The organism is Pseudofrankia asymbiotica, assembly GCF_001983105.1.
GTDB classification, from domain to species: Bacteria; Actinomycetota; Actinomycetes; order Frankiales; family Frankiaceae; genus Pseudofrankia; species Pseudofrankia asymbiotica.
Genome location: NZ_MOMC01000063.1, coordinates 52,336 through 74,419 on the forward strand (window position 1 = coordinate 52,336; position 22,084 = coordinate 74,419).

Annotated in this window: 20 protein-coding genes and 2 pseudogenes; 16 read left to right on the forward strand and 6 right to left on the reverse strand. The window is 69.4% G+C overall.

Features of this window, described 5'->3' with window-relative positions; all coding sequences use genetic code 11:
- Positions 1-155: 155 nt before the first annotated feature.
- Genes BL253_RS28820 through BL253_RS28835 form a run of 4 tightly spaced genes read right to left on the reverse strand, consistent with a single transcriptional unit; the run spans position 156 to position 2,768 of the window.
- The gene (locus tag BL253_RS28820) at positions 156-1,376 is read right to left on the reverse strand and encodes a Fic family protein (RefSeq protein WP_241835245.1); all 1,221 of its coding nucleotides are present in this window, start codon (positions 1,374-1,376) and stop codon (positions 156-158) included.
- Positions 1,373-1,840 (reverse strand): SRPBCC family protein, encoded by a 468-nt coding sequence (locus BL253_RS28825; protein WP_076820452.1) that lies wholly within the window; start codon positions 1,838-1,840, stop codon positions 1,373-1,375. Before BL253_RS28825 ends, BL253_RS28820 begins: the two co-directional genes overlap by 4 nt.
- On the reverse strand, positions 1,837-2,217 hold the full coding sequence (locus BL253_RS28830; protein WP_076820453.1) for an ArsR/SmtB family transcription factor: 381 nt from the start codon (positions 2,215-2,217) through the stop codon (positions 1,837-1,839). The genes BL253_RS28825 and BL253_RS28830 overlap by 4 nt, the downstream gene beginning before the upstream one ends.
- Positions 2,214-2,768, reverse strand: a complete 555-nt coding sequence (locus tag BL253_RS28835; protein ID WP_076820454.1) for a TIGR03086 family metal-binding protein — start codon at positions 2,766-2,768, stop codon at positions 2,214-2,216. The genes BL253_RS28830 and BL253_RS28835 overlap by 4 nt, the downstream gene beginning before the upstream one ends.
- A 284-nt stretch (positions 2,769-3,052) precedes the next feature.
- Between BL253_RS28835 and BL253_RS28840 the strand changes: the two genes are divergently transcribed.
- The 3 genes from BL253_RS28840 (at position 3,053) to BL253_RS28850 (ending at position 5,720) form a co-directional block, all read left to right on the forward strand.
- Positions 3,053-3,406: a YciI family protein gene (locus BL253_RS28840; protein WP_241835248.1), complete on the forward strand. Its 354-nt coding sequence runs from the start codon at positions 3,053-3,055 to the stop codon at positions 3,404-3,406.
- Positions 3,403-4,653: an RNA polymerase sigma factor gene (locus BL253_RS28845; RefSeq protein WP_241835246.1), complete on the forward strand. Its 1,251-nt coding sequence runs from the start codon at positions 3,403-3,405 to the stop codon at positions 4,651-4,653. The genes BL253_RS28840 and BL253_RS28845 overlap by 4 nt, the downstream gene beginning before the upstream one ends.
- A 401-nt stretch (positions 4,654-5,054) precedes the next feature.
- The gene (locus BL253_RS28850; RefSeq protein ID WP_076820477.1) at positions 5,055-5,720 is read left to right on the forward strand and encodes a peroxiredoxin-like family protein; all 666 of its coding nucleotides are present in this window, start codon (positions 5,055-5,057) and stop codon (positions 5,718-5,720) included.
- Between the two features lie 12 nt (positions 5,721-5,732).
- On the opposite strand, the gene BL253_RS45915 is transcribed toward BL253_RS28850, so the two are convergent.
- Entirely contained in the window at positions 5,733-5,975 is a 243-nt protein-coding gene (locus BL253_RS45915; RefSeq protein WP_076820456.1) for a hypothetical protein, read from the reverse strand.
- Positions 5,976-6,440: 465 nt separating this feature from the next.
- On the opposite strand from BL253_RS45915, the pseudogene BL253_RS45545 reads away from it, so the two are divergent.
- Positions 6,441-6,791, forward strand: a pseudogene (locus tag BL253_RS45545) (DUF1254 domain-containing protein); the annotation flags it as partial.
- Between the two features lie 341 nt (positions 6,792-7,132).
- Positions 7,133-7,636 carry a DUF1214 domain-containing protein gene (locus BL253_RS45550; protein WP_420801731.1) on the forward strand — a complete coding sequence of 168 codons (504 nt, stop codon included), beginning with the start codon at positions 7,133-7,135 and terminating at the stop codon, positions 7,634-7,636.
- 43 nt (positions 7,637-7,679) lie between these two features.
- Here BL253_RS45550 and BL253_RS44885 read toward each other — a convergent pair.
- Positions 7,680-7,817, reverse strand: a pseudogene (locus BL253_RS44885) (hypothetical protein); the annotation flags it as partial.
- A gap of 306 nt (positions 7,818-8,123) precedes the next feature.
- Here BL253_RS44885 and BL253_RS28865 point away from each other — a divergent pair.
- From BL253_RS28865 to BL253_RS28920, 11 genes are all read left to right on the forward strand, one after another.
- Positions 8,124-9,236 (forward strand): mandelate racemase/muconate lactonizing enzyme family protein, encoded by a 1,113-nt coding sequence (locus BL253_RS28865; RefSeq protein WP_076820457.1) that lies wholly within the window; start codon positions 8,124-8,126, stop codon positions 9,234-9,236.
- Positions 9,233-10,108 carry an NAD-dependent epimerase/dehydratase family protein gene (locus tag BL253_RS28870; protein ID WP_076820458.1) on the forward strand — a complete coding sequence of 292 codons (876 nt, stop codon included), beginning with the start codon at positions 9,233-9,235 and terminating at the stop codon, positions 10,106-10,108. The genes BL253_RS28865 and BL253_RS28870 overlap by 4 nt, the downstream gene beginning before the upstream one ends.
- Before the next feature lie 246 nt (positions 10,109-10,354).
- Positions 10,355-11,389 carry an ABC transporter substrate-binding protein gene (locus BL253_RS28875; protein ID WP_076820459.1) on the forward strand — a complete coding sequence of 345 codons (1,035 nt, stop codon included), beginning with the start codon at positions 10,355-10,357 and terminating at the stop codon, positions 11,387-11,389.
- Between the two features lie 2 nt (positions 11,390-11,391).
- Positions 11,392-12,039 carry an AAA family ATPase gene (locus tag BL253_RS28880; RefSeq protein ID WP_076820460.1) on the forward strand — a complete coding sequence of 216 codons (648 nt, stop codon included), beginning with the start codon at positions 11,392-11,394 and terminating at the stop codon, positions 12,037-12,039.
- Positions 12,036-13,691 carry an ABC transporter permease gene (locus BL253_RS28885; protein ID WP_131831600.1) on the forward strand — a complete coding sequence of 552 codons (1,656 nt, stop codon included), beginning with the start codon at positions 12,036-12,038 and terminating at the stop codon, positions 13,689-13,691. The genes BL253_RS28880 and BL253_RS28885 overlap by 4 nt, the downstream gene beginning before the upstream one ends.
- A gap of 35 nt (positions 13,692-13,726) precedes the next feature.
- Positions 13,727-14,332, forward strand: coding sequence for a helix-turn-helix domain-containing protein (locus BL253_RS28890; protein ID WP_081438794.1), 606 nt, complete (start codon positions 13,727-13,729; stop codon positions 14,330-14,332).
- 107 nt (positions 14,333-14,439) lie between these two features.
- Positions 14,440-15,213: an SDR family NAD(P)-dependent oxidoreductase gene (locus BL253_RS28895; protein ID WP_076820462.1), complete on the forward strand. Its 774-nt coding sequence runs from the start codon at positions 14,440-14,442 to the stop codon at positions 15,211-15,213.
- Positions 15,214-15,251: 38 nt separating this feature from the next.
- The gene (locus BL253_RS28900; RefSeq protein ID WP_158230441.1) at positions 15,252-16,256 is read left to right on the forward strand and encodes an isopenicillin N synthase family dioxygenase; all 1,005 of its coding nucleotides are present in this window, start codon (positions 15,252-15,254) and stop codon (positions 16,254-16,256) included.
- 168 nt (positions 16,257-16,424) lie between these two features.
- Positions 16,425-17,096 (forward strand): hypothetical protein, encoded by a 672-nt coding sequence (locus BL253_RS28905; RefSeq protein WP_076820464.1) that lies wholly within the window; start codon positions 16,425-16,427, stop codon positions 17,094-17,096.
- Between the two features lie 29 nt (positions 17,097-17,125).
- Entirely contained in the window at positions 17,126-18,595 is a 1,470-nt protein-coding gene (locus tag BL253_RS28910) for a recombinase family protein (RefSeq protein WP_241835247.1), read from the forward strand.
- Positions 18,596-19,476: 881 nt separating this feature from the next.
- Positions 19,477-21,990 (forward strand): ATP-binding protein, encoded by a 2,514-nt coding sequence (locus tag BL253_RS28920; protein WP_158230442.1) that lies wholly within the window; start codon positions 19,477-19,479, stop codon positions 21,988-21,990.
- Positions 21,991-22,084: the final 94 nt, after the last annotated feature.

Consider the following 22,084-nt stretch of genomic DNA (forward strand, 5'->3'; position numbering starts at 1 on the left):
TCCTCCGGCCGCGGGTTCGAGCCCTGCCCGCCCCACGCCGGCTTTCGATGTTCCCGCAGGTCCACGAGGTCGAGGTGGATCAGCCTCGTCGGCCGGCGACCCGCTCGGGCAGCCCGGCGGCAGGCATTGCCTTCTGTCACGCCTGCCCTGCCTGGTCAGTCGGTGTAGGGATTCCTCAGAGTCATCGGGGTGCGCGCGGTGTCGAGTGCGAGCTCGGGAAAGCGGGGACCTGCCGTGTAGTAGCGGGCCCGGGTTCGGCCGACCGGTACCAGAACTTGAGCGGTAGTCAGGTCGCGGAGGTCGCGTTGTGCCTGTTGCAGGCTGAGCCCCTCCGCGTGCTCGTAACGTGAGCGGCGGACACGTCCGGCCATGGCCACGTCATGGAGGGCGGTCACCACGCGCTCGTCGAGGTCAGCCTCGCCGGCGAACTCCGAGAGTGCACCCCATACCCGTCCGGAGCGGTCGAGTCGGCCCTGCACAGTCTGGGCCTGCTGGTGATAGGCGGTCAGGCTGAAGCGGATCCAGCTGGCGACGTCCTGGTCGGGAACGTACCGTGGGCCCCGGTCCGCGAGTTCGCGGTAGTACTCCCAGGTGTTGCCGGGGCGCCCAAGCCACGCCTCGATGGACGAGAACTCCGGGGCGAGAACACCCTCACGAGCGATCATGAGCGTCTGCAGGGACCGGGACATCCGGCCGTTCCCGTCAGCCCACGGGTGGATGGACACGAGGTGCAGATGCGCCATAGYCGCTCGTACCAGCAGGTGGGGCCCATTCTCGGTGCCAATCCAGTCGACGAGTTCCTCCATCAGGGTGGGGACGTCCTCGGCATCCGGGGCGGTGTAGGCCGCGATGCCGGGGTCACGGGGGTCCGTGACGTAGACGGGACCTCGACGCCACTGCCCGGCCGGCTTGCGCGCCGAATGCCGGTGGCCCTGCAACATCCAGTGCAGCGCGTTTAAGAGACCCTTGCTATAGCAGAAATCCTGGGCATCGTGCAGCGTCTGGATATACGTCATCATCCGCTGGTAAGCAAGGGTCTCCTCGCGATTTTCGTCCGAGACCTCGACATCCCGCTCGCCATCTATCAAGTCCTCGACGTCGATCGTGGATACCTTGAAACCCTCGATGGAGTTCGAGGCCGCGACCGCATCCGCGGTCAGGAACTTCCTGAGCCCGGCAGTCCATTTCGACGGCGTGGTCTGTATCTGGTACCTCAGCGCCTGCCGCATGGCGTCGATCTCGTCGAGCACGCGCTCATCGGCAGGCGCGAGCGACGGCGTGGGGTAGAGCATGCCCGCATGATAGATTGACGCAGTCATCACGTCAAATCGAGCCCGGCGGCCCGGCGGACCGTGCGTCGTCCGGGCGGTGCTCATCGTCCCGCCAGCTCGGCTGGGGTGGGCACGCGCTGGTCGGCGAACGGGTCTGGGCCCGGGTCGGCGCCGGTGGCGGCCGTCGTGAGCCGGGTCAGGTAGTGGATCCAGCCGCCGTTGTGGGCGTCAGCCATGGGTCCGGCGAGACCGTGGTGGACGAGGCGTAGCCGGGTTCCGGTCGGGATGACAGCCAGGTCGATCTCGACGGTCGTCGATCCTGGTGGGATCTGTACCTCGGCGCGTTCCCAGCCGTAGGTGAACACCAGCCGCCGGGGAGGGTCGGCCTCGACGACCTGGCCGGTGCAGACGTCGCCGTTGGCGTGTTTCCAGCGCACCAGGCCGCCTGGTCGAGGGTCGATGTCGGCTTCGTCGGCGAGCCAGCGCACCAGCAGGACGGGGTCGGTGAGCAGTTCGTAGACCAGGGCGACGGGTGCGTCGATCGTGATCTCCCTGACGACGAGTTTCACGCCGTGTCGCGCCGGGGGTGCCRTTCGGCGGCCATGGTCTCCGCCGTGTTCTTGAGTGCGGCGAGGCGGTCGTCCCAGAACTCGTCGAGGACGGCGCGGACCTCGGCCAGCCGGGTGGGGTCGAGCCGGTAGAGCCGGCTACTCCTTTGGGCCCGCACGCTGAGCAGGCCGGCCTCCCGCAGCACTTTCAGATGGCGGCTGGCGTCTGGAGCGGACGTTCCGGCCGCTTCGGCGAGTTCGCCGGCGGTGCGTTCGCCGCCGAGTACGAGGCGGAGCATCGCCCGGCGCCGGGGGTGGGCCAGCGCCCGCAACGCGGCGTCGACCTGGCCGGTGTCCGCGTCCGGGTCGGCCCGGTCGAGCGGGCCGGTCTGGCTCACGGGTGCCGCCCCATCACGCCGAGTAGCCGGTCCTGGAGCGGTGCGTCGGCGGGCACCGCGACCTCCGGTCCGATCAGCCCTGCGCCGCGGCCTCGTTCGGGCATGTCGGGGATGAACATGTCCCAGCATGCCTGAACCAGGTCGGGGTCGAGGCGGGGGTCCTGGCTGGTGGCGGTGGCGAGGTCCCAGCCGTGGACGAGGACGTCCATGAACGTGCCGGCCAGGGCCTCGCCGACACTCCACTCGAAACCGAGGGGCGACAGGCAGCGTCGTCGTGTCGCGGCGGGCTGGGCCACCGCGTCGAGGACGGCGGCGAAACCGGCGGCGAACCGGTCGGTGGTGGATCGGGTGGGCGGTTCTCCCGACTGGGCGCCGGTCGTTGCCGCCAGCAGGTAGTGAGTGCCGCCGACGAGGTGGTCAACCAGGTCCTGGACGGTCCATGTCGCGCACGGCGTCGGCGCGGTCAGCTGCTCCGGCCGAACTCCTGCCATGATCGTCGCGGTGTGGGTGCCGGCCCGGCGGTACAGGTCCAGAACGGAAGCCGTTGCCATGGCCGTCCTTCACATAGTCGTTAATTAACATCTATCGCAAACATATGTCATCCGCAAGTGGGCCCGCGAGACGCGCGCAGAGTGCTGGAGCCTCACCGCCCCCGGGCGGCGTACCTCGCCGTCGAATTCCTGCGACCCCGCGCGGGAGCCATCGAGTCTGGCGCCGGTCCAGACCGCTCCGGCGAGAAAATCCTCCCGGAGATGTCCGGATCCGGAAGGCCTGCTCCGACCGGGAGGCGGCGCTCGCGACCGGGCGCGCGACGGAAGGGGAACCCGTGAAGTACATGATCATGATGTTCGGGGGTCTGGGTGACTCGTTGGCGAGCCGAAGCCCCGAGTGGATCATGGAGATGCAGGCGACGATGATGCGGATGGACCGTGACCTGCGGGAGTCCGGTGAGGTGGTCGAGAGCCGGCATTTGACCGACCCGACGCAGGCCGCGACCGTGCGGTTCAGTGACGGTGCTCCCACGCCGACCGACGGGCCGTTCGCCGAGATCAAGGAATCCCTCGCCGGCTACTGGATCGTCGAGGCCAGCCACGAACGCGCGGTCGAGATCGCCTCGCGAGTCGTCGCGGTCACCGAGTACCCGATGGAGATCCGCCGGGTCATGGACGAGCCACCCCAGCAGATGTGAGGCCACCGATCGCGACCGAGCCGTTCGAGGACCTGCTGCGCGACCTGGCGCCGCGGGTCCTCAGCGCGCTCGCGCGCCGCCACGGCCAGTTCGACGCCTGCGCGGACGCCGTCCAGGAAGCGATGCTCGCCGCCACCGTCCAGTGGCCCACCGACGGCATCCCCGACCGGCCCCGGGCGTGGCTGACCACCGTCGCCACCCGAACACTGGTCGACCACTGGCGCAGCGACAGCGCCCGACGCCGCCGCGAGGAAACGGCCGCGCTCGACCCGACCCGCCAACCGCCCGACCCCGGCCCCGACCCCGACCCCGACCCCGACGACACGCTCGTCCTGCTGTTCCTGTGCTGCCACCCCGCCCTGTCGGCGCCGTCCCAGCTCGCCCTCACCCTGCGCGCGGTCGGCGGCCTGACCACCGCGCAGATCGCCGCCGCGTTTCTCGTGCCGGAGGACACCATGGCCCGGCGGATCAGCCGGGCCAAACAGCTGATCCGCGACACCGGCGTCCGGTTCGAACTGCCCACCTCCCGCGACCGCACCAACCGGCTCGCCGTCGTCCTGCACGTTCTCTACCTGATCTTCAACGAGGGATACACCGCCACCTCGGGCCCGGCGCTGACCAGGGTCGACCTGACCGCCGAGGCGATCCGGCTCACCCGCCTGCTGCATCGCCTGCTGCCCTCCGAGACCGAGGTCGCCGGCCTGCTGGCCCTGATGCTGCTCACCGACGCCCGCCGCGGCACACGCACCGACCACGACGGCTCCCTCGTACCCCTGGCCGACCAGCGCAGAGACCTCTGGGACCAGGCAGCCATCACCGCGGGCCAGACGTTGCTCACCCGGACGCTGGGCACCGGACCGGTCGGCCAATACCAGGTCCAGGCCGCCATCGCGGCGCTGCACGACGAGGCGCCGACCGCCGAGGACACCGACTGGCCGCAGATCCTCGCCCTCTACGACCTGCTCACCCACATCGCGCCGGGACCGGTAGTCACCCTCAGCCGCGCCGTCGCGCTGGCCATGGTCCACGGGCCCACCGCCGGCCTCACCGCCCTCGGCACCCTCGACGCCGACGACCGGCTGACCCACAACCACCGCCTCGAAGCCGTCCGCGCACACCTCCTCGAACAGGCCGGCGACACTGACGCCGCCCACGCTTCCTACCTAAGCGCCGCCCAGATGACCGCCAGCCTCCCCGAACAGCGCTACCTCATCCGCCGTGCCGCCCGGCTCCATCCACCTGCCTAGCGGGAACGCGGGACTTCGGCGTCCGTGTCGCCACCTGGTAGGCAGCGATCAACGCCAGCCGGGTGCTGTCGCGCAATGCGACGATCGACGATCGCGGCCGGGGTGAAGCCGCCGTCTCCACGACCACCAGGGGCGCGAGCGACGATCTCGTCGGGTCGGCGGCGATGACCACGACCGGGTTCGTGGTTGGTCGTGCGCGAGACGTGGGCCTGCGCGGCGAGCGCGTCGACGGTCCACGGCGACCGGCTCCCGACACGCGTCCGAGTTCGAGTTCGAGTTCGAGCACATCAACGGGTCCGCCAGCGAATCGTAGCGTTCCACCCAGAGGCCTAGACGATCGGACAAGAAATCGAGATTTTCTGGTATACATCTGCCCGCGATCTCGGCCTAGCGTGATGGACATGCAAATCGCCCACACCGCCACCACCTCCTTGACCAACGCCACCGTCGCGCTGCGCGAGCAGCTTCGCGACCAGCTCGGTGAGGTGCTGGATCCCTTCGACGCGGACGCCGAGCGTCTCGCCGCGCTCAGGCTCGCCGCCGTCCCAGCGGTGGGCACCACAGCGCCCGCCTTCGTTCTGCCCGACGTCCACGGCGAGCAGCGCGCTCTGAGTGCTCTGGTGGCTGACGGGCCGGTCGTCATCGTCTTCTACCGCGGCGCCTGGTGTCCGTACTGCAACCTCCAGCTCAACGCGTTCAAGGACCGCCACGACGACATCCGGGAGGCCGGCGGGACGCTGGTCGCCATTTCACCCCAGACGCCCGACAACTCGCTGTCCTTCGCCGAGCGGCAGCAGCTCCCGTTCATCGTCCTGAGTGACGTCCACAACGCCGTCGCTCGGAGCTACGGCCTTGTCATCCGCCAGGGAGACGAGCCGACCGCGATCCAGCGGCGACTCGGGATCGACCTCGAGCAGATCAACGGCGACGACAGCCAGGAACTACCCGCGGCGGCGACGTTCGTCCTCGACCAGACCGGGGTGATCCGCTTCGCCTCCGTGTCCAGCGACTACCGCTGGCGCGTCGGACCGGACGAGGTCGTCGCGGCGCTGCGCGACCTGCACTGATCACGCGGCGGATCACCGGCAAGGGCATATCGCGACACGCCGCCGCGGCTCCTCCACGCTCAGCGCCGCAGCGATCAGTCGCACGCCGAGCCCAAGCAGAAGCCGAGCCCGGCCAGGCGCGCCCGTACCCGCGAGCAGCGCCTCCTGGACCGCGTCCTCGCAGGCGTCGAACTGGCCGTGCCGCCGCACCAGCGCGCCGAGGACCTGCTGCGCGACGTCGCGCAGCAGGTCCTCGATCCGCCGATCCGCGCTCACCACGCCGACGGCAGCACCGCCGCGGCCGTCCCGCTCACGACGGAGCAGCCGCCCACCAGCAATGTGATCATTTGCGTCATCATCCGATTCCCTGCCCGGGCACCACACGGCTCTCGCCCCGTGGTCGGAGCGGGAGAACGGATCTGGACGCGCCCACCGCCGGAGTCTTCATATACCGAGGGATCGGAGAACGGTCCTGGCGGGCAGGTATTGGTCAGCTGACTCGAGGTGGGCATGAGCCGCCTGCACGGAGGCGGTGGAGGCTGAGGCAGGGGGACGAAGATGACGGCGACGATGGTGTTCGAACGAGGGTTTCCCAGTACGGACTGCGCGGCGTCGGTGCAGGAGGGCGAGGATCTGCGCCGGGCGCTGGAGACGTACCGGTTCTTCTATCCGACGGTGTCGTCGGAAGGAATCATCGAGGGCACCCGTGCGGCCGGTGGCGTCGACAACAGGTCCGCGCTGATGTTCGTTGCCCGGCCACATCATGTCGGAYTCACGCTGAATTCCGACACGCCCTATTCGGGTGGTGTGCTGGATCTGCGTGAACGCGGGCCGATGGTCATCGAGGTTCCGCCGGGTCCGTTGGTCGGCCTGGTCGATGACCATCATCACCGCTGGGTCTCGGACCTGGGCGTGCCGGGCCGGGACGCCGGGCGCGGCGGCAGGTATCTCATCGTGCCGCCCGGCTTCGACGGCCCCATCCCCGCTGGGTACCTCGTCGCGCGGTGCGACACCTGGACGGTGTTCTGCGCGCTGCGCGTCCTGCCTCTTGACGGGGACGTCAGCGCGGCCGTGCGGCTGTTGTCCTCGGTGCGGATCTATCCGCTGGCCGACCGCGACGACCCGCCGGCCTACACGTTCGTGGACAACAGCGAGAACCCTGTCGACCTGACGTTGCTCGGCTGGGAGGACAACCTGCGGTTCTGGCGGGTCCTGCACTCGGTGATCGACGCCGAGCCGGCGATCACCGAGATGCGCCCGATGCTCGGCGCCCTCGCGGAGCTCGGCATACAGGCCGGCGATCCCTTCAATCCGGACGACCGGATGACGCGGTTGCTCACGGACGCCGCCCGCCGCGGGCGCGAGGAGATGCTCGTGGCCGCGTTCGCGTCCCGCCGTCCCGACCGGATCGTCTGGCCGGACCGCACCTGGGAGTGGGCGGGGCTGCGTCCGGAGAACGGCGACTTCGAGCGCGACGGCTCCCTCGACGTCGAGGCGAAGGACCGCTGGTTCGCCCAGGCGATCGTCGCGTCGCCGGCGATGTTCCCCGTGCCGAGGGGCAGGGCTCGCTCTACTGGCTTGGTCACCGCGACGCGGCGGGCGACTACCTCGACGGCGCCCGTCCCTATCGCCTCACGGTGCCGCTTCCCGTGCCCGCGACCTTCTTCTGGTCGGTCACCTGCTACGACGCCCAGACCCGTTCCGAGATCCAGGCCGCGCAGGACCGGGCAGCGCTGCGGTCTCTCTTCGACGATCTGACCGCCGGCGGCGCGGACAGCATCGACCTGTACTTCGGCCCCGAGGAGCCGCCCGGCGCCCGGGACCGCTGGATCCAGACCGTTCCGGGACGGGGCTGGTTCTGCTACTTCCGCATCTACGGACCGAAGCAGGCAGCATTCGACAACACCTGGAAGCCAGGTGACATCACTGCGGCTTGATGGATCCACCTGGTGCCAGAGCCGCGCCTGCGAGCGGCGCCTTTCACAGTCCGTGTCCTCCGGGCCTGGCCGGGCCGGCTCGGTCGTGCCGGATACCGTTCTCACAGCCAACGCCGAGCTGTTCCAGGACGTCGGCGAGCAGAGCCCGGCCCTCCTTGTGGCCGGGCTCGACGAACACGACATGGTCGAGGACCTACGCCCTGGTCCTCGAACACAAAGCCCGCATCACCCATGTCGTGTCCGCTGGGCGGTGGTGGGAACGCCAGTCGTGACGTGGTCGTGGACTGTGACCTACGCCGGGACGGGCCGGGGTGCCAGGTCGCAACGGCGTGGAAACCGCGGGGACACGACCGGCTGGAAGCTTGCGGATGGGGAGTCCCGGGCACGGAGCGCGGCCGACCGCCGCATGGCCCGTCCCGCGCCGGCGGCCAGCCGGCGCCGACATGGACAGCCGACATGGCCATGAGTATGGGAGTGACCCGCGCCCGTGAAGATCACCCGTATCGTCCCGCTGCCGCTCACCTACCCCGCGGCGTTCGTCCAGATGACCTTCTTCGTGGTCCGGGTCGAGACCGACGAGGGGCTGGTGGGCTACGGGGAGGCCTGTGACTGCTTCGGTGTCTCCTACCCGCGGGTGCTGGCCGCCGTCGTCGAGGACGCGTTCGCGCCGCGCCTGCTCGGCCGGGAGGTCGACGGGATCGACGCGCTGATCGACGGGCTGCGCACCGGGGTACGCCGCGAGCTGGGCGAGACGTKGTCGTCGGCGCAGGCGCGCGGCGCCGTGGAGATGGCGCTGTGGGACCTCGTCGGGCAGAGCACCGGCCGGTCGCTGTCCACCATGTTCGGCCGGGTGCGCGACCGGATCCCGGTCTACGCGGGCAGCAGCCCGTTTCTCGACGCGCACGACGTCGACTTCCATCTGGAGCGGCTCGCGCCGATGGTCGAGCGCGGAGTGCGCTCGGTGAAGATGCGCATCGGGCCGGACCCGCGCCGTGCGGTGGCCGTCATGGCCCAGCTGCGTGACCGGCTCGGCGACGACTACGAGCTGCTCGTCGACACGAGCGGCTGGCTGGACGGCCCGACGTCGGCCTACGTCGCGGACGCGCTCGCCGCGGTCGGGGTGCGCTGGCTCGAGGAGCCGCTGCCGCAGCGCCGCCACGGCGCGATCCAGCGGGTGGCCCGCCGGTCGCCGGTGCCGATCGCCTACGGCGAGCACCTGTACAGCCTGGATGACGCCCTCGACGTGCTCACCTCGGGCGAGGCGTCGGTGATCCAGCCCGACCCGGCGATCTGCGGGTTCGCGGACGCCTACCGGATCGCGCGGGTGGGGCCGCACTACGGCGCGCGGGTGGCGCTGCACTACCACAACGGCCCGGTCGGCTTCGCCGCCTGCCTGCAGCTGGCCGGGGCGGCGCCGACCGCGGACATCCTCGAGTTCCCGTTCCACCTGGCGCCGGTGCTCGCCGCGTTCTCCCCGGACTTCGAGGCGGGCCTGGACCTGATCGTCGACGGACAGGTCTCGATCCCCGACCGCCCCGGCCTCGGCATCGGCTACAACATCGATCTGGCGCTGGCCTCGCTGGTCGGGAGCGCGGCGTGAGGGTCCTCGTCACCGGCGTGCGGGGCAAGGTCGGCGGGGCGTCGGCGGCGGCGCTGGCCGCGGCCGGTCACGACGTCGTCGGCACCGACCGCGGCGCGCCCGTCTACGACAGCGCCCTGCCCGGCGAGCTCCCCTACGTCCAGGCCGACCTGACCGACGCCGGCGACGCGTTCGCCGTGGTCCGGGGCTTCGACGCGGTCGTGCACGCCGCGGCCATCCCCGAGCCGCGCCAGAACCCGGCGCACACCGTGTTCGCGAACAACATCACGTCCGCCTTCCACGTGGTCGAGGCCTGCGCCCGCGGCGGCGCGGCCCGGCTGGTGAACATCTCCAGCGACAGCGTCCCCGGGTTCACCTTCGCCCCCGTGCCGCGGGTCCCGGACTACTGCCCGATCGACGAGGAGCACCCGAACCTGCCGCTCGACCCCTACGCGCAGGCGAAGTACTTCGCCGAGCAGCTCTGCGACGCGCTCGTCGCCCGGTCAGCGGTGACGGCGGTGTCGATCCGGCCGGCGTGGGTGCAGGGACCGGGCACCTACGAGCGCAACCTCGGACCGTTCGTGCGGGACCCGGACCTGCCGAGCCCGGTGTTCTGGTCCTACGTCGACCTGGACGACCTGGCGGAGCTGGTCGTGCTCGCCGCCACGTCAGGCTCGCCCGGCCACCGGGTGGTGCTGGCCGCCCAGCCGGACAACATCGGCGGCCGTGACCTGCGGGCGGCGGTCGCGCGGCTCTATCCGACGGTCCAGATCCGCGCGCTGGAACGGCCGGACGCCTCCGGCTACTCGATCGCCCGGGCGCGGGAGCTGTTCGGCTGGGACCCGCGCCGCTCCTGGCGCGACCACCTGGACGCCGAGGGTCACGCCCGCTGAACCCGGCGGGCCACGCGACCCGCCCCGAGCGAGTGCCGCGACCCGGCGGGGCGCCGCGACCGTCCCGACCTGCGCCTTTACTGACCGCCGATGTGTGACCGGACACGGTCTCGACCGGTACGGCGGTGCAACTGCCGAGAAATCGCGACGCAACCGAGCCCTGGAATCTTCATGTCACGAAGAATTTCGTGGCACGAAGAACGAGGCCGGCCGGCCTCCTCCTCGACCTCCAGGGAGCAAGCCATCATGGACCGCCGTTCGTTCCTTCGTGCCGGGCTCGGCGCCGCCGGTGTCGCGGCCGTCGGGCCACTCCTGGCCGCCTGCGGCGACGACTCGTCGTCGACCACCTCGAGCGGTCTCACGAAGATCAGCTACCAGTTCAGCTGGATCAAGAACTTCCAGTTCGGCGGCGAGTACATCGCCGACAGCAAGGGTTACTTCAAGGCGCAGAACCTGGCGGTCGACCTGGTCGCCGGCGGCCCGAACATCGCCGTCGACCCGATCCTCCAGTCCGGCAAGGCGCTCATCGGGCAGAGCTCGCCCGACTTCACCGCCAATGCCGTCTCCAAGGGCGCCAACCTGAAGATCATCGGGGCGAACTACCAGAAGAGCCCGTTCTGCATCATGTCCCGGCCCGAGAAGCCGATCCGCACCCCCGCGGACCTCGCCGGCAAGAAGATCGGCATCCAGGCGACGAACGAGGTCGCCTGGGCCGCGTTCCTCAAGCTCGCGGGCGTCGACCCCTCGACGCTCACCAAGGTCCCCGTCCAGTTCGACATCACCCCGGTGGTCTCCGGCGAGGTCGACGGCTTCTGGGCCTACGTCAACGACGACGTGATCCGGATGAAGGAGCAGGGCACCGAGCCGGTCGTCATGCTGCTGGCCGACCACGGCTACGAGGTGATGACCGCGACCTACACGGTCCGCGCCGACTCGCTGACCGACAAGGACAAGCGCGACCAGATCGTGCGCTTCCTCAAGGGCGCCCTCAAGGGCTGGCAGGACGCCGTCGCCGACCCGGGGCTCGTCGCCGACCTGACCGTGAACACCTACGGCAAGGGCAACGGCCTGGAGCTCGAGGAGCAGAAGGAGTGCGCCGCGTCCACCAACGCGATCATGGTCACCGACGACACGAAGGCCCACGGCCTGAGCACGATGAGTGACGCGCTGATCTCCGGCACGATCAAGTCCCTGGCCGCCGCGGGCATCACCGCGAAGCCGGACCTGTTCGACACCTCCGTCCTCGAAGAGGTCTTCGGCGGCGCGGCGACGGTGAGCTGACCATGCCCAGCCCGGACCAGCACGAGGACATCTGGAGCCGCGCGGTCACCGTGGGCGGCTTCCGCGTCGACGAGATCCGCTCCGTCCTGCAGAAGTCGATCCGCCGCGGCCTGGTCGAGGAGGCGGTGCTCGCCGCGTGGGAGCTGTTCCAGACCGGCCCGCAGACCGAGGAGCTGCTGTGGCGGCGCCTCGAGATCATCGCCGTCGAGGACGTCGGCATGGGCCTGCCCGAGGCACCCATGCTGCTGGCGGCGATGAACGACCAGCGGGTCCGGCAGACCGTCGACATCGAGCGGTTCATGTACTCCGTCCACGCCGTCCGCCTGCTGGCCGCCGCGAAGAAGGACCGCACCACGATGGAGCTCGCCTTCTGGGCGAAGACGACCACGGAGCGCGGCGAGCGGCGGGTCGAGGTCAAGGACATGCACGTCGACCACCACACCCGCCGCGGCGTGCGGATGGGCCGCGACGAGCGGTTCTGGTGGGCGGCCGGCGGCTACCGGCTCGAGAACCAGCTCGACCCGGCCGGCTCCCCGTGGAGCCAGTACGTCCGAGACGCGATGGGCGCGCCGCCGGAACCCGACGGGCCGGCCGCCGCCCCGGCCGACCTCCCCGTCGACGACGTCCTCACGGAGATGAGCGAGCGGTGACACCTCGATGGGGGCGGATGGCCAGCGGCCTGGCCGGCACGGTCGTCGTGCTGGCCGTCTGGCAGCTTCTCGGCAGCGTGGTGGTCGGCCGTGACAGCGGCCTGCCGGGCCCGGTGCAGGTCACCCGGCAGTTCGGCTCCGACGGGCTGAGCCTCTACGCGAACTCGGCCCGGTCGACGCTGGGCGCGGCCGCGCAGGGCTGGCTGTGGGGCAACCTGCTCGCCGTCGCCGCCGCCATGYTGGCCCTGGTCATTCCTCCCGTCGAACGGGTGCTGCTGCAGATCGGCGTGGTGTCCTACTGCCTGCCGATCGTCGCGATCGGCCCGGTGTTCGCGATCGTGTTCTCGTCGGGCACGTCGCGGATCGTGCTCGCCGGCATGGCGGTCTTCTTCACCACCCTGATCAACCTCGCCACCGGGCTGCGCGGCGTCGACCGCACCTGGCTCGCGGTCGTCTCCGCCTCCGGCGGCGGCCGGGTCGCCACGCTGCTGAAGGTCCGGCTGCGCGCCGGCCTGCCGAGCCTGTTCCTCGGCCTGCAGATCGCCGCCCCGGCGGCGCTGCTCGGCGCGATCATCGGCGAGTACATCGGCGCCGACGACGGCCTCGGCGTCCTGATGATCAACTCTCAGCAGGGCTTCAACGTGGAGCGGACCTGGGCGACCGCCGTCACCGCCACCGTCGTCGCCGGCGTCCTCTACTGGCTGATCGGGTTCGCCGGCCGCCGGCTGCTGCCCTGGGCGGGCGAGCTGAACGTGCGCGACGTGCAGGCCTCCACCGCGTCGACCTCGGGACAGCCGCGCGGCCTGGCCGCCCGGGCGGCCAGCTCCGTGGGCACGACCGTCGCCTCGTTCGTCGCGGTGCTGGCGATCTGGTGGCTGTTCCTCGCCGTCTTCGGCGTCTCGTCGTTCATCGGCAAGACGCCGCCGCAGGTCTGGGAGTACCTCACCGGCAAGAACGCGCCGATCGGCGACATCCTCGGCCAGGCCGGCACCACGGCCAAGGACGCGCTCATCGGCCTGGCGGGCGGCGCCGGCGTGGCGGTCGTCGTCGCCGTCGCGTTCTACCTCTGGCCGGTCGTCGAACGGTCCCTGATCGGCGTCGCCCTGGCGATGCGCTCGATCCCGCTGGTCGCGATGACGCCGGTGATCGTCCTCATCTTCGGCCGCGGGCTGCTCGGCGTCACCGTGATCGCCGGGACCGTCACGTTCTTCCCGACGCTGGTCAACGTCGGCGACGCGCTGGCCACGTCGTCCCGCGACGCGACCGCCGTGCTGCGTGCCCTCGGGGCGTCCCGTTGGCAGACGCTGCGCAAGGTGCAGGCGCCGACCGCGCTGCCGGCGCTGTTCGTCTCGCTGCGTACCGCGGCCCCGCTCGCCATCACCGGCGCGCTGCTCGCCGAGTGGCTCGCCACCGGCCAGGGCCTCGGCTACGGCACGGTGCAGGCACTCGTCCAGTCCGACTACCTCACGCTGTGGTCGGAGGTCGTGGTCGTGACCTGCCTGTCCGCCCTCCTCTATATCGGCATCGGGCTGCTGGAGAAGGCCGTGATGCTCCGCTTCAGCGGCCAGCCCACCGCCGCCGCGGCGTCCGAGCCGGCGCGGGCGGCGGCCGTGAGCACGCTCGTCGGCGCCACGGGCGGTGCGGGGGCATGAGCATCGCGTGCCCGCGGGAGATAGCGTGAGTCGCCGTGCAGAAGCCCCAGCCCGACCAGCCTGGCGCCGCGGATGCCTTCGGGGACATCGGAATCCGGCTGGGGGCGGTGATCCGGCGGCTGCGCCGCGAGCAGGGGCTGACCCTCGTCCAGCTCGCCGAGCTCTCCGAGCTGTCGAACCCGTTCCTCAGCCAGCTCGAGCGCGGGCTGACCAGGGCGAGCATGGAGTCGCTGCACCGGATCGCCCGGGCGCTCGGCAGCACCGCTCCCGGCCTGCTCGCCGCCGCCGGGGAGGACTCGACGGCGCCGCGCGTGTCGCTGCGCCGCAGCGGGGAGGGGCAGGTCCATCGGCACGCCCTGGGGGTCACCCGGCCGCTGGTGTCGGGGACCCGCGGGATGTACCCGGTGGAGTTCACGGTCACCTCTGGCCGCTACGAGGAGTACTTCGAGCACGAGACCGCGGAGATGATCTATCTTCTGTCGGGCGAGCTGGAGGTCGATCTGGACGCGGAGGGCACGCACATGCTCGCCGTCGGCGACGTCCTCTACTTCTCCGGCGGGATCCGGCACCGCTGGCGCGCCCGCGCGGGCCACACGGCCCGTGCGCTGGTCGTGCAGGCCGGCCACAACCCGCRCGCCTGACCCCTCGCACGGCGACCGGACCGAGTACACCGCCACGACGCTGCGCGGCCACTACGGGCTGGCCCGGCCCGCCGCCGTGCGCGCCTGGCCTTCGTGAGGAGTCAGCCGTGCCCGTCCTGTCTGACCACGTCGCCCTGGTCACCGGCTCCAGCCGGGGGCTCGGCGCCACCATCGCCCGCCGGCTCGCCGCCGACGGGGCGACCGTCGTCGTCAACTACCGCGCCCGCGAGGACCTCGCGGACGAGGTCGTCGCCGGGATCCGCGCGGCCGGCGGCAGCGCCCTCGCGATCGGCGCCGACACGACCGACGAGGAGGCCGTGCGGGACATGGTCGCGCGGATCGCTCTCGACGCCGGCCCGGTCCGACTGCTGGTCAACAACTCCGGGATCATGAGCCGCTCCTCGGTCGAGGAGATGGACGTCGCCAGCTGGGACGAGATGATGACCTCCCACCTGCGCTCGGCGTTCCTCGTCACCCGCGAGTGCCTGCGCGCCGGCACGTCGACGCTCGATCCGCTGCCCGGTCGGCGGATCGCCGCGAAGGTCGTGAACATCGGCAGCGGGATCGTCACCGCCACCGGCCGCGCCAAGACCGGCGCCGTGCACTATGTCACCGCGAAGGCCGGGCTGGTCGGGTTCACCCAGGCACTCGCCGCGGAGCTCGCCCCACGGATGACGGTGAACCTCGTCGCCCCGGGGATCCACTTCACCGACATGAACGGCGGACCGGCCGACGACGCCACCCGCGAGACGCTCGCCGGCATCTTCCTGCTCGGCCTGCCCCGGGACGAGGACGTCGCCGCCACCGTCGCCTACCTGCTGTCCCCCGACGCCGACCATGTGACCGCCGAGACGATCACCCCGAACGGCGGCGCGGCCTGATGCGGGCGGCGCCGGCCGGCTTCCGAAAGGCAGGGCACATGAGCCAGATCCCCGTCGTCAACCTCAGTCCGGCGCTGACCGGCGCCAGCACTGGTGCTGGAACTGGAGCTGACGCTGGAGGTGGAGCCGCCTCGGTCGTGGCGGAGCTGCGCCGGGCCCTCGCCGACGTCGGATTCCTGCAGGTCGTCGGGCATGGCGTCCCCGCCGTTCTCGTCGACGCCGCGTACGCCACGATGGACCAGGTCGCCGCGCTGCCGGATGACGAGCGGCGTGCCCTGGTCCGGCCACGGGCCAGCCAGCGCGGTCTCTTCGAGCGGATCGACGACCAGGGCCGCGTGCTGAGCCGGGCACTGCAGTTCATCACCTACGACGACCTGGCCGCCGCCGAGGCCGACGGCGCCGTCGGCGGGCACCCCGACTACTTCGTGCCGAACGTCTGGCCCGAGCAGCTGCCCGGCTTCAGGGCCCCCTGGCTGCGGTACGCCGAGGCCACGCGGCGGCTCGCGCGCACACTCATGTCGCTGTTCGCCATGGCGCTGGAGCTGCCGGCGGACTACTTCGCCGCGCCGTTCGCCAAGGACGTCACGCTGTTCTCGGCGAACTTCTACCCGCCCCAGCCCGTCGACGCCGACCACGAGGACGTCCTGCTCAGGGCGCACGCCGACTCCGGCGGGCTGACGGTGCTGCACCAGCGGGGTGACTACGAGGGCCTGCAGCTCCGCGGCCTCAGCGGCGAGTGGACCACGGTGCCGGTACGCGCCGACGCCTTCGTCATCAACATCGGCCACCTGCTCAGCCGGTGGACCAACGGGCGCTACCCGGCCACCGTCCACCGGGTCGTCGCCGGCCCGACGCCAGCCAACCAGCGACAGTCGATCGCCACGTTCTTCCTGCCGAACGTCGACACGGTCGTCACCCCGGTGCCCACCATGGTCGGCCCGGAAGGCCCCCGGTTCGAGCCGATCACCGCGTACGACTGGCAGCTCCAGTTCATGGAGAAGTACGTCCTGACCAACACCTACGCCGAGCCGGCGACCGCCTGAGCCACGTCGATCTCACTCGCCTTCGCTCGCCACGCCGGCGGCGATGCCGGCGTCCATCAGTTCCTCGACATCGACGCCCGGATCCCGACGCCGTCGAACGTCTCGAGCTCGCCCACGGATCGACCCGACAGTCAGAATCACCTACGCCGACAACGACCCGTCGACCCCATGGACGCACACACCCGCAAGGCCCCGCGGCTGTCGGACCCTCAGCGCCGCGCGCTGACCCTCGTTCACGAGGGCTCGGTCTTCTACCAGGCCGACAGCTTCGGTCACGGCTACTTCTCGGCGCGTGGCGCCTCTGAGATCAAGCTCAACGCCCGAACCATCGACAGCCTAGTCAGGCACGGCCTGATCGTCGAGGATCCCGACCGGTTCCGCGACCTGCGCGGGGGGCTGGTTCGTATCCGGCTGTACCAGCTGACCGACGCGGGCCGCGACGCCTTGGGCGTCCTCGTCGAGGAGCCCGCTCCCGTCGAGCACTACGACGCTGATGACCGGTGCGTGCGGTGCCGCAAGGACATCGCGGACTGCGGTTGCTGGTCGCACCCGGTTGGGYCCGTCGAGGTCGAGGTTCCCGCGCACGCGGCTGCCGTGAAGATCGGTGACCGCGTCCGCATGAGCACGGACGACGGTGCCGTCATCGAGGGCAAGATCCTCCAAATCGAGATCCACGACGGTGCCGAGATAGAGATCGTCCTGGACGACGTCACAGACGACGTGGGCAACCACGACAGCGGTTGGCGATGCCAGGTCCCGCCGCGCCGCCCCATTACGATCATGGTGCCTCGTCCCGCGCTGGCTGCCCTCCTGGCTGCGCGTCCGGGGGTGACGGCGTGAGGGCCAATGTCACCCTATGGTCTGACTCTTTGAACGCATACGGTTCGGGCGTGGTCCGCAAGCTGCGCACGATCGGTTACCGCCGGATCTCCGATGACCGCGAAGGACTGGAAGCCGGGGTCACCCGCCAGGACGAGGACATCCGTGAGACCGCCGAGCGGCGCGACGACATCGAGCTGATCGACGTTTTGACCGACAACGACCTGTCAGCCACGAAGGACTACCGGCCGGAGTTCGAACGGATCATCGCGATGGCGCAGGCTGGCGAGATCGACGCTGTGATCGCGTGGACCTCGAACCGCTTCCTGCGCAACCGGCCCGACCGGATGCGCGTGATCGAGCTGTTCAAGGCCCGCAACGTCCGGCTGATTCCGGTCAAGGGCAACACCATGGACTTCACCTCCGCCGACGGCCGGATGATGGCGGACATCATCTTTTCTATCGACGCGGGAGAGGTCGAGCGCACCGCGGAGCGGGTGTCTCGCGCTGCCCAGCAGCGGGCAGAGCAGGGCCGTAACCACGGCGGACGCCGCGCCTACGGCTACGGTCCGATCGTCGGCACCGACCACACCGGCGAGCCGATCCGGGACTTCCACGCCCTCGTCCCGGACGAGGCCGAGGTCATCCGTCGCGTCGCTGCCGACGTCCTGGCAGGCACGCCGTTGGGGGCGATCGCGCGTCAGCTCGACACCGACGGTGTGGCGACCGTGACCGGTCGTCCGTGGAACCCGACCACGATCAAAGAAATGATGGTCAACCCGCGTCTGATCGGCATGCGCGGCTACCACACCCGCAGTACCCGCCGCAGCACGGGAACGATCGCCGTCATGGGGCAGGCGCAGTGGCCCGCAGTCCTAAACGTCGACACGTGGGAGCAGGTCCGGGCGGTACTGACCGACTCGGCGCGGCGGACCAACACCAACGCGCAGAGGGTTCGGCGCGTGTTGGYCGGCTTCGTCTACTGCGCGTCGTGCGGCCACAAGATGACCGGAAACGGTGCGAGCGGGAAGCGGCTCTACTGCCAGCGCCGCAACGGCCGGTGTACGGCTCCGGTCCGGGTCGGGGAAGGCTTCCTCATCATGCTGGTCTCCCGCGCCGTCCGGGAGCGCCTCGACGAACTCGTCCTCCAGCCCGTCGAAACGGCGGACCTCGCCACGGCTGAGCTGGCGACGCTGGAAGCCCGTAAGAAGGCCCTGGCCGACCGGTGGGCAGCCGGGAGGATGGACGACGACGCCTACGAGGACGCCCACCGGGCCGTCACCAAGCAGATCCGCGACGCCGAGGCCCGGATGCACACCAGCGCGCGACGCCGCGCCACGCTGCCCGTGAACGGCGCCGAAGGCTGGGACGACCTGGGCGAAGACATCGCAGCAAAGCGGGTGATCCTCACACAGCTTGTCGACGCGGTCATCGTCGCTGGCCCCGATGAAGACGGCCGGTACGACGACGAGACCCGGCGCGTGCGCGTCGTCTGGCGAGACATGAACGACCCTCGATAGCGCACACCAACACGAGAAGGGCCCTAGGCCGCCTAGCCGGGGGCCTTCGTCATATCCGCCGCCTAGACCCGGGCCTGCACCGCCGAAGGCGAACGGGGCAAGCGTTTGGGGCAGTACGTCTAAAGACAGTTTCTCTAGAGACAGCCCTAGCTTTGTAGCCATGGCCCTCGTCGGGATCAACGAAGTCGCCGAGATGATCGGGGTCTCGCGAACCCGAGCCGATCAACTGTCTCGGCGGCCGAGCTTCCCTGTGCCGAAAGTGCGGCATGTACGGGTGCGGATGTGGGAGGACTCGGACATCGTCGAGTGGCTGGACCGTTATCGGCCTGGGTGGCGTGGGGACGAGTCGCACCAGCCGGACGGGTCGCCGGGCGACTAGATCACCGAACGATCTGCATAACGCCGCCGCCTTTGTCGCAGAGTTTGACCAGGTCAGACGCCTAGGCCGGAGTCAGTCCTCAGCCAAATACGCATCATTCGGAGATCACCCGCTATCTCTAGCGATAGTAGCTCTAGAGATAGCCCTATCATTGTGTGCGGCCGATCTGGTCTACCGGTCGAATTAGGTCACCGTCGCCCGCTTGCCCCCGGAGACACGCATGATGATGGYCGACCCACGCCGCGGCCGCCCTGGCGGACCACCTGACTTGCCCGATCCTCCGCCTGACGATGACGAAGAATCGGGTCGCAGGCAGGAGGGCAATCCAGCGGGCTCGTGGCCACGGATCTGGGCTCCGTCCCTTGCTGGCTTCGTAACAGCAGGGGGCGTCTTCGCTGGGATCGCAAGTAGCCTGAGTTCACCGAATCCTGGACAAGTCTTACTCGCGACCCTGGGCTCGATTCTGCCGGGCGTCTTCGCGGCGTGGCAGACACGTGAGCAGTTGATCGAGAAGAGCGCCAATGGGTCGGACAGGCGCGACAGGCTACCGACGCTGAAGGAACTACCTCCAGATGTCGCAGACTTCACCGGCCGCGAGGAACTGGTGGCTCGCCTGACCGACATACTCACGCCGCCGGCGCATGGCGTTCGCGAGGCACTTCCCGTAGTCGCCGTCTCCGGCAAGGGCGGAATCGGAAAAACCGCACTTTCGCTTCACGTCGCGCACAAAGTGGCGCGTCACTACCCCGACGGACAATTGTACATAGACCTTCGTGGCGTGGAAGACCAAGTCTTGGACCCGGCGCTTGTTCTGGCTGGATTTCTCCGTGGGCTGGGTGTGGACAACAACGACATCCCAGAATCCCTCGATGATCGCTCACGTATGTTCCGTGGACGCGCCAGTACGCGACGGATCCTCGTGTTCCTCGACAATGCGTTGAACGAAACCCAGRTGGAAGACCTCATTCCAGGCACGCCGGAATGCGGGGTCATCATCACGAGTCGCTCGCGTCTGGCCGGTCTCTCCGGATGTCACGCAGAATCAGTCGACGTGATGGAGCCCGAGCAGGCGCTCGACCTCCTCCGGAAAGTCATAGGGCCAGCCCGCCTCGTTAGCCAGGAAGACTCCRCCCGGCGAATAGCCAAGCTCTGCGGGTTCCTGCCACTTGCACTAAGAATCGTGGCGGCGCGGCTCGCGTCACGCCCGGCGTGGCGCCTGGACTGGTTTGCCGACAGGCTCGGCGATGAACAGAACCGCCTGAACCTTCTCAAGGTCGGAAATATGGAAGTGCGCGCGTCTCTGGCCCTAAGCTATAACAGCCGGAGCGTAGAAGAAAAACAGGCGTTCCGGATGCTGGGTATTCTCAAGGCGGCCACGTTCCCGGCCTGGAACCTTGCAGTGCTGACAGAGACCAGCCCGGCCAATGCGGAGGAAACGGCCGAGCGGCTTGTCGATGCGGAGCTGCTTGAGGTGTCGGGCATCGACTCAATAGGTATGGTCCGATACCGATTTCACGATCTTCTACGCGACTATGCACGCGAACTTCTCGCAGCCGAAGAGCCGGACGACGCGCAGAAATCGGCGCTGCGTCGCATAGCCAACATCTACGTGGCGATGGCACGGGAGGCGTCGGCCGTGCTCCAACCTGGGGCTCTGCACGTTCCCGCCCCGGACAGCATGCCTGTCACGCCGGAAACCGTGCGCCGAAATGCGCGGGAATGGTTCGCCTCCGAACGAGGCGCCCTGGTGCTGCTAGTGACACAGGCATTCGAGGCGGAACTCTGGGCCGAGACCTGGCAGCTCGCCGAGCCGCTCATCGCCATGTTCAACTGGCGCGCGGACTGGAGGGATTGGGAAGACACTCATCGAATCGCGCTTCGAGCGGCAGACCGCGCCGGAAGCACCGTCGGACAAGCCGTCATTAGGAACAATCTTGGACTCCTGTACCGGGAGCTTGGAAGATTCGATGAGGCCATCAGCCTCACCGATGCATCCGTGACGGCGTTCAACGAACTTGGTGATGAGCACCGAGAGGCGCTGGCGCGACGTAACCTTGCTGACGCCTATCGATATAAAGGTCTCCTGGATGAGGCGATCTCCTCGTTCCAGTCATCCTTGGAGGTATTCGAGCGTCACGCCGATCAGAGGTCCGTCGCGGGAACCCTTGGCGGGATGGCGGACGCGCTCCGCGGTCTGTCCCGGTGGGAAGAGTCCGAGTCTCGATTCCGCCGTTCACTGGACCTCTACAGCCAGATTGGTGACCGGGGCGAAGAGGCGCGCATCAAAATGATGCTCGCCATGGTCTACCGCGACCGCTGGCGGCACCCTCCGGCCGAGACCCTCCTAAGGGAGGGAATCACCTCATTTACCGAGCTGGGAGACAAACGCGGAGAGGCGCAGTCGGTGCGGCTTCTCGGCACCGTCCTCCGGAATGACGGCAAAGTTACTGAGGCAGTCGAGTGCTTCGATCGGTGCCTTCCGATCTTCGAAGATCTCTTGGACCGGCGGTTTATTGCGATCAGCCTCAGGAACCGTGGCGATGCGTTCCGGATCATCGGCGACTATCAGAGGGCCGAAGCTGACCTTCGTCAGGCATTGCCGATGTTCACAGCGCTGGACGACGGGCGCTGGGCAGCACGTACGCGCGTGAGCCTCGCGGACATACAGCGCCACCAACGTCAATGGGACGCCGCCGAAGAGAACGCACGCAACGCACTCCAGTACTTCCAGGGCATCAACGACCGGCCCGCTGAAGCCCGCGCGCTTCGAGAACTCGGGATGCTCTTCCGGGACCGCGCACGATGGGACGCCGCGCGCGAACACTTCGAGCGAAGCCGAGGAATCTTTACCGACCTCCACGACGATCTGTGGGTGGCCCGAGTTCTCGATGGGCTCGCACGCCTTCACGAGATGCGCGGCCAAGACCCTCAGGATCTCCGCCAGCAGGTCGCGGACATCTGTCAACGATGCGACGTGCCGCCGGGTCTCCAGGCGGTATGCCTTGCCGAGTGGTGAATGCCTAGTAGGGGGAGCCCGTGGACGCTAGCAAGTACGAACGAATACTGCTGAATCGGGCGGACGGCCCCGACAGCCTAGAGCATGCGTTCGC

Coding starts and splice junctions, on each gene's coding strand:
- BL253_RS28875 (WP_076820459.1), top strand. CDS start 10,355: ATGGACCGCCGTTCGTTCCTTCGTGCCGGGCTCGGCGCCGCCGGTGTC.
- BL253_RS28840 (WP_241835248.1), top strand. CDS start 3,053: ATGATCATGATGTTCGGGGGTCTGGGTGACTCGTTGGCGAGCCGAAGC.
- BL253_RS28835 (WP_076820454.1), bottom strand. CDS start 2,768: ATGGCAACGGCTTCCGTTCTGGACCTGTACCGCCGGGCCGGCACCCAC.
- BL253_RS28900 (WP_158230441.1), top strand. CDS start 15,252: ATGAGCCAGATCCCCGTCGTCAACCTCAGTCCGGCGCTGACCGGCGCC.
- BL253_RS28880 (WP_076820460.1), top strand. CDS start 11,392: ATGCCCAGCCCGGACCAGCACGAGGACATCTGGAGCCGCGCGGTCACC.
- BL253_RS28850 (WP_076820477.1), top strand. CDS start 5,055: ATGCAAATCGCCCACACCGCCACCACCTCCTTGACCAACGCCACCGTC.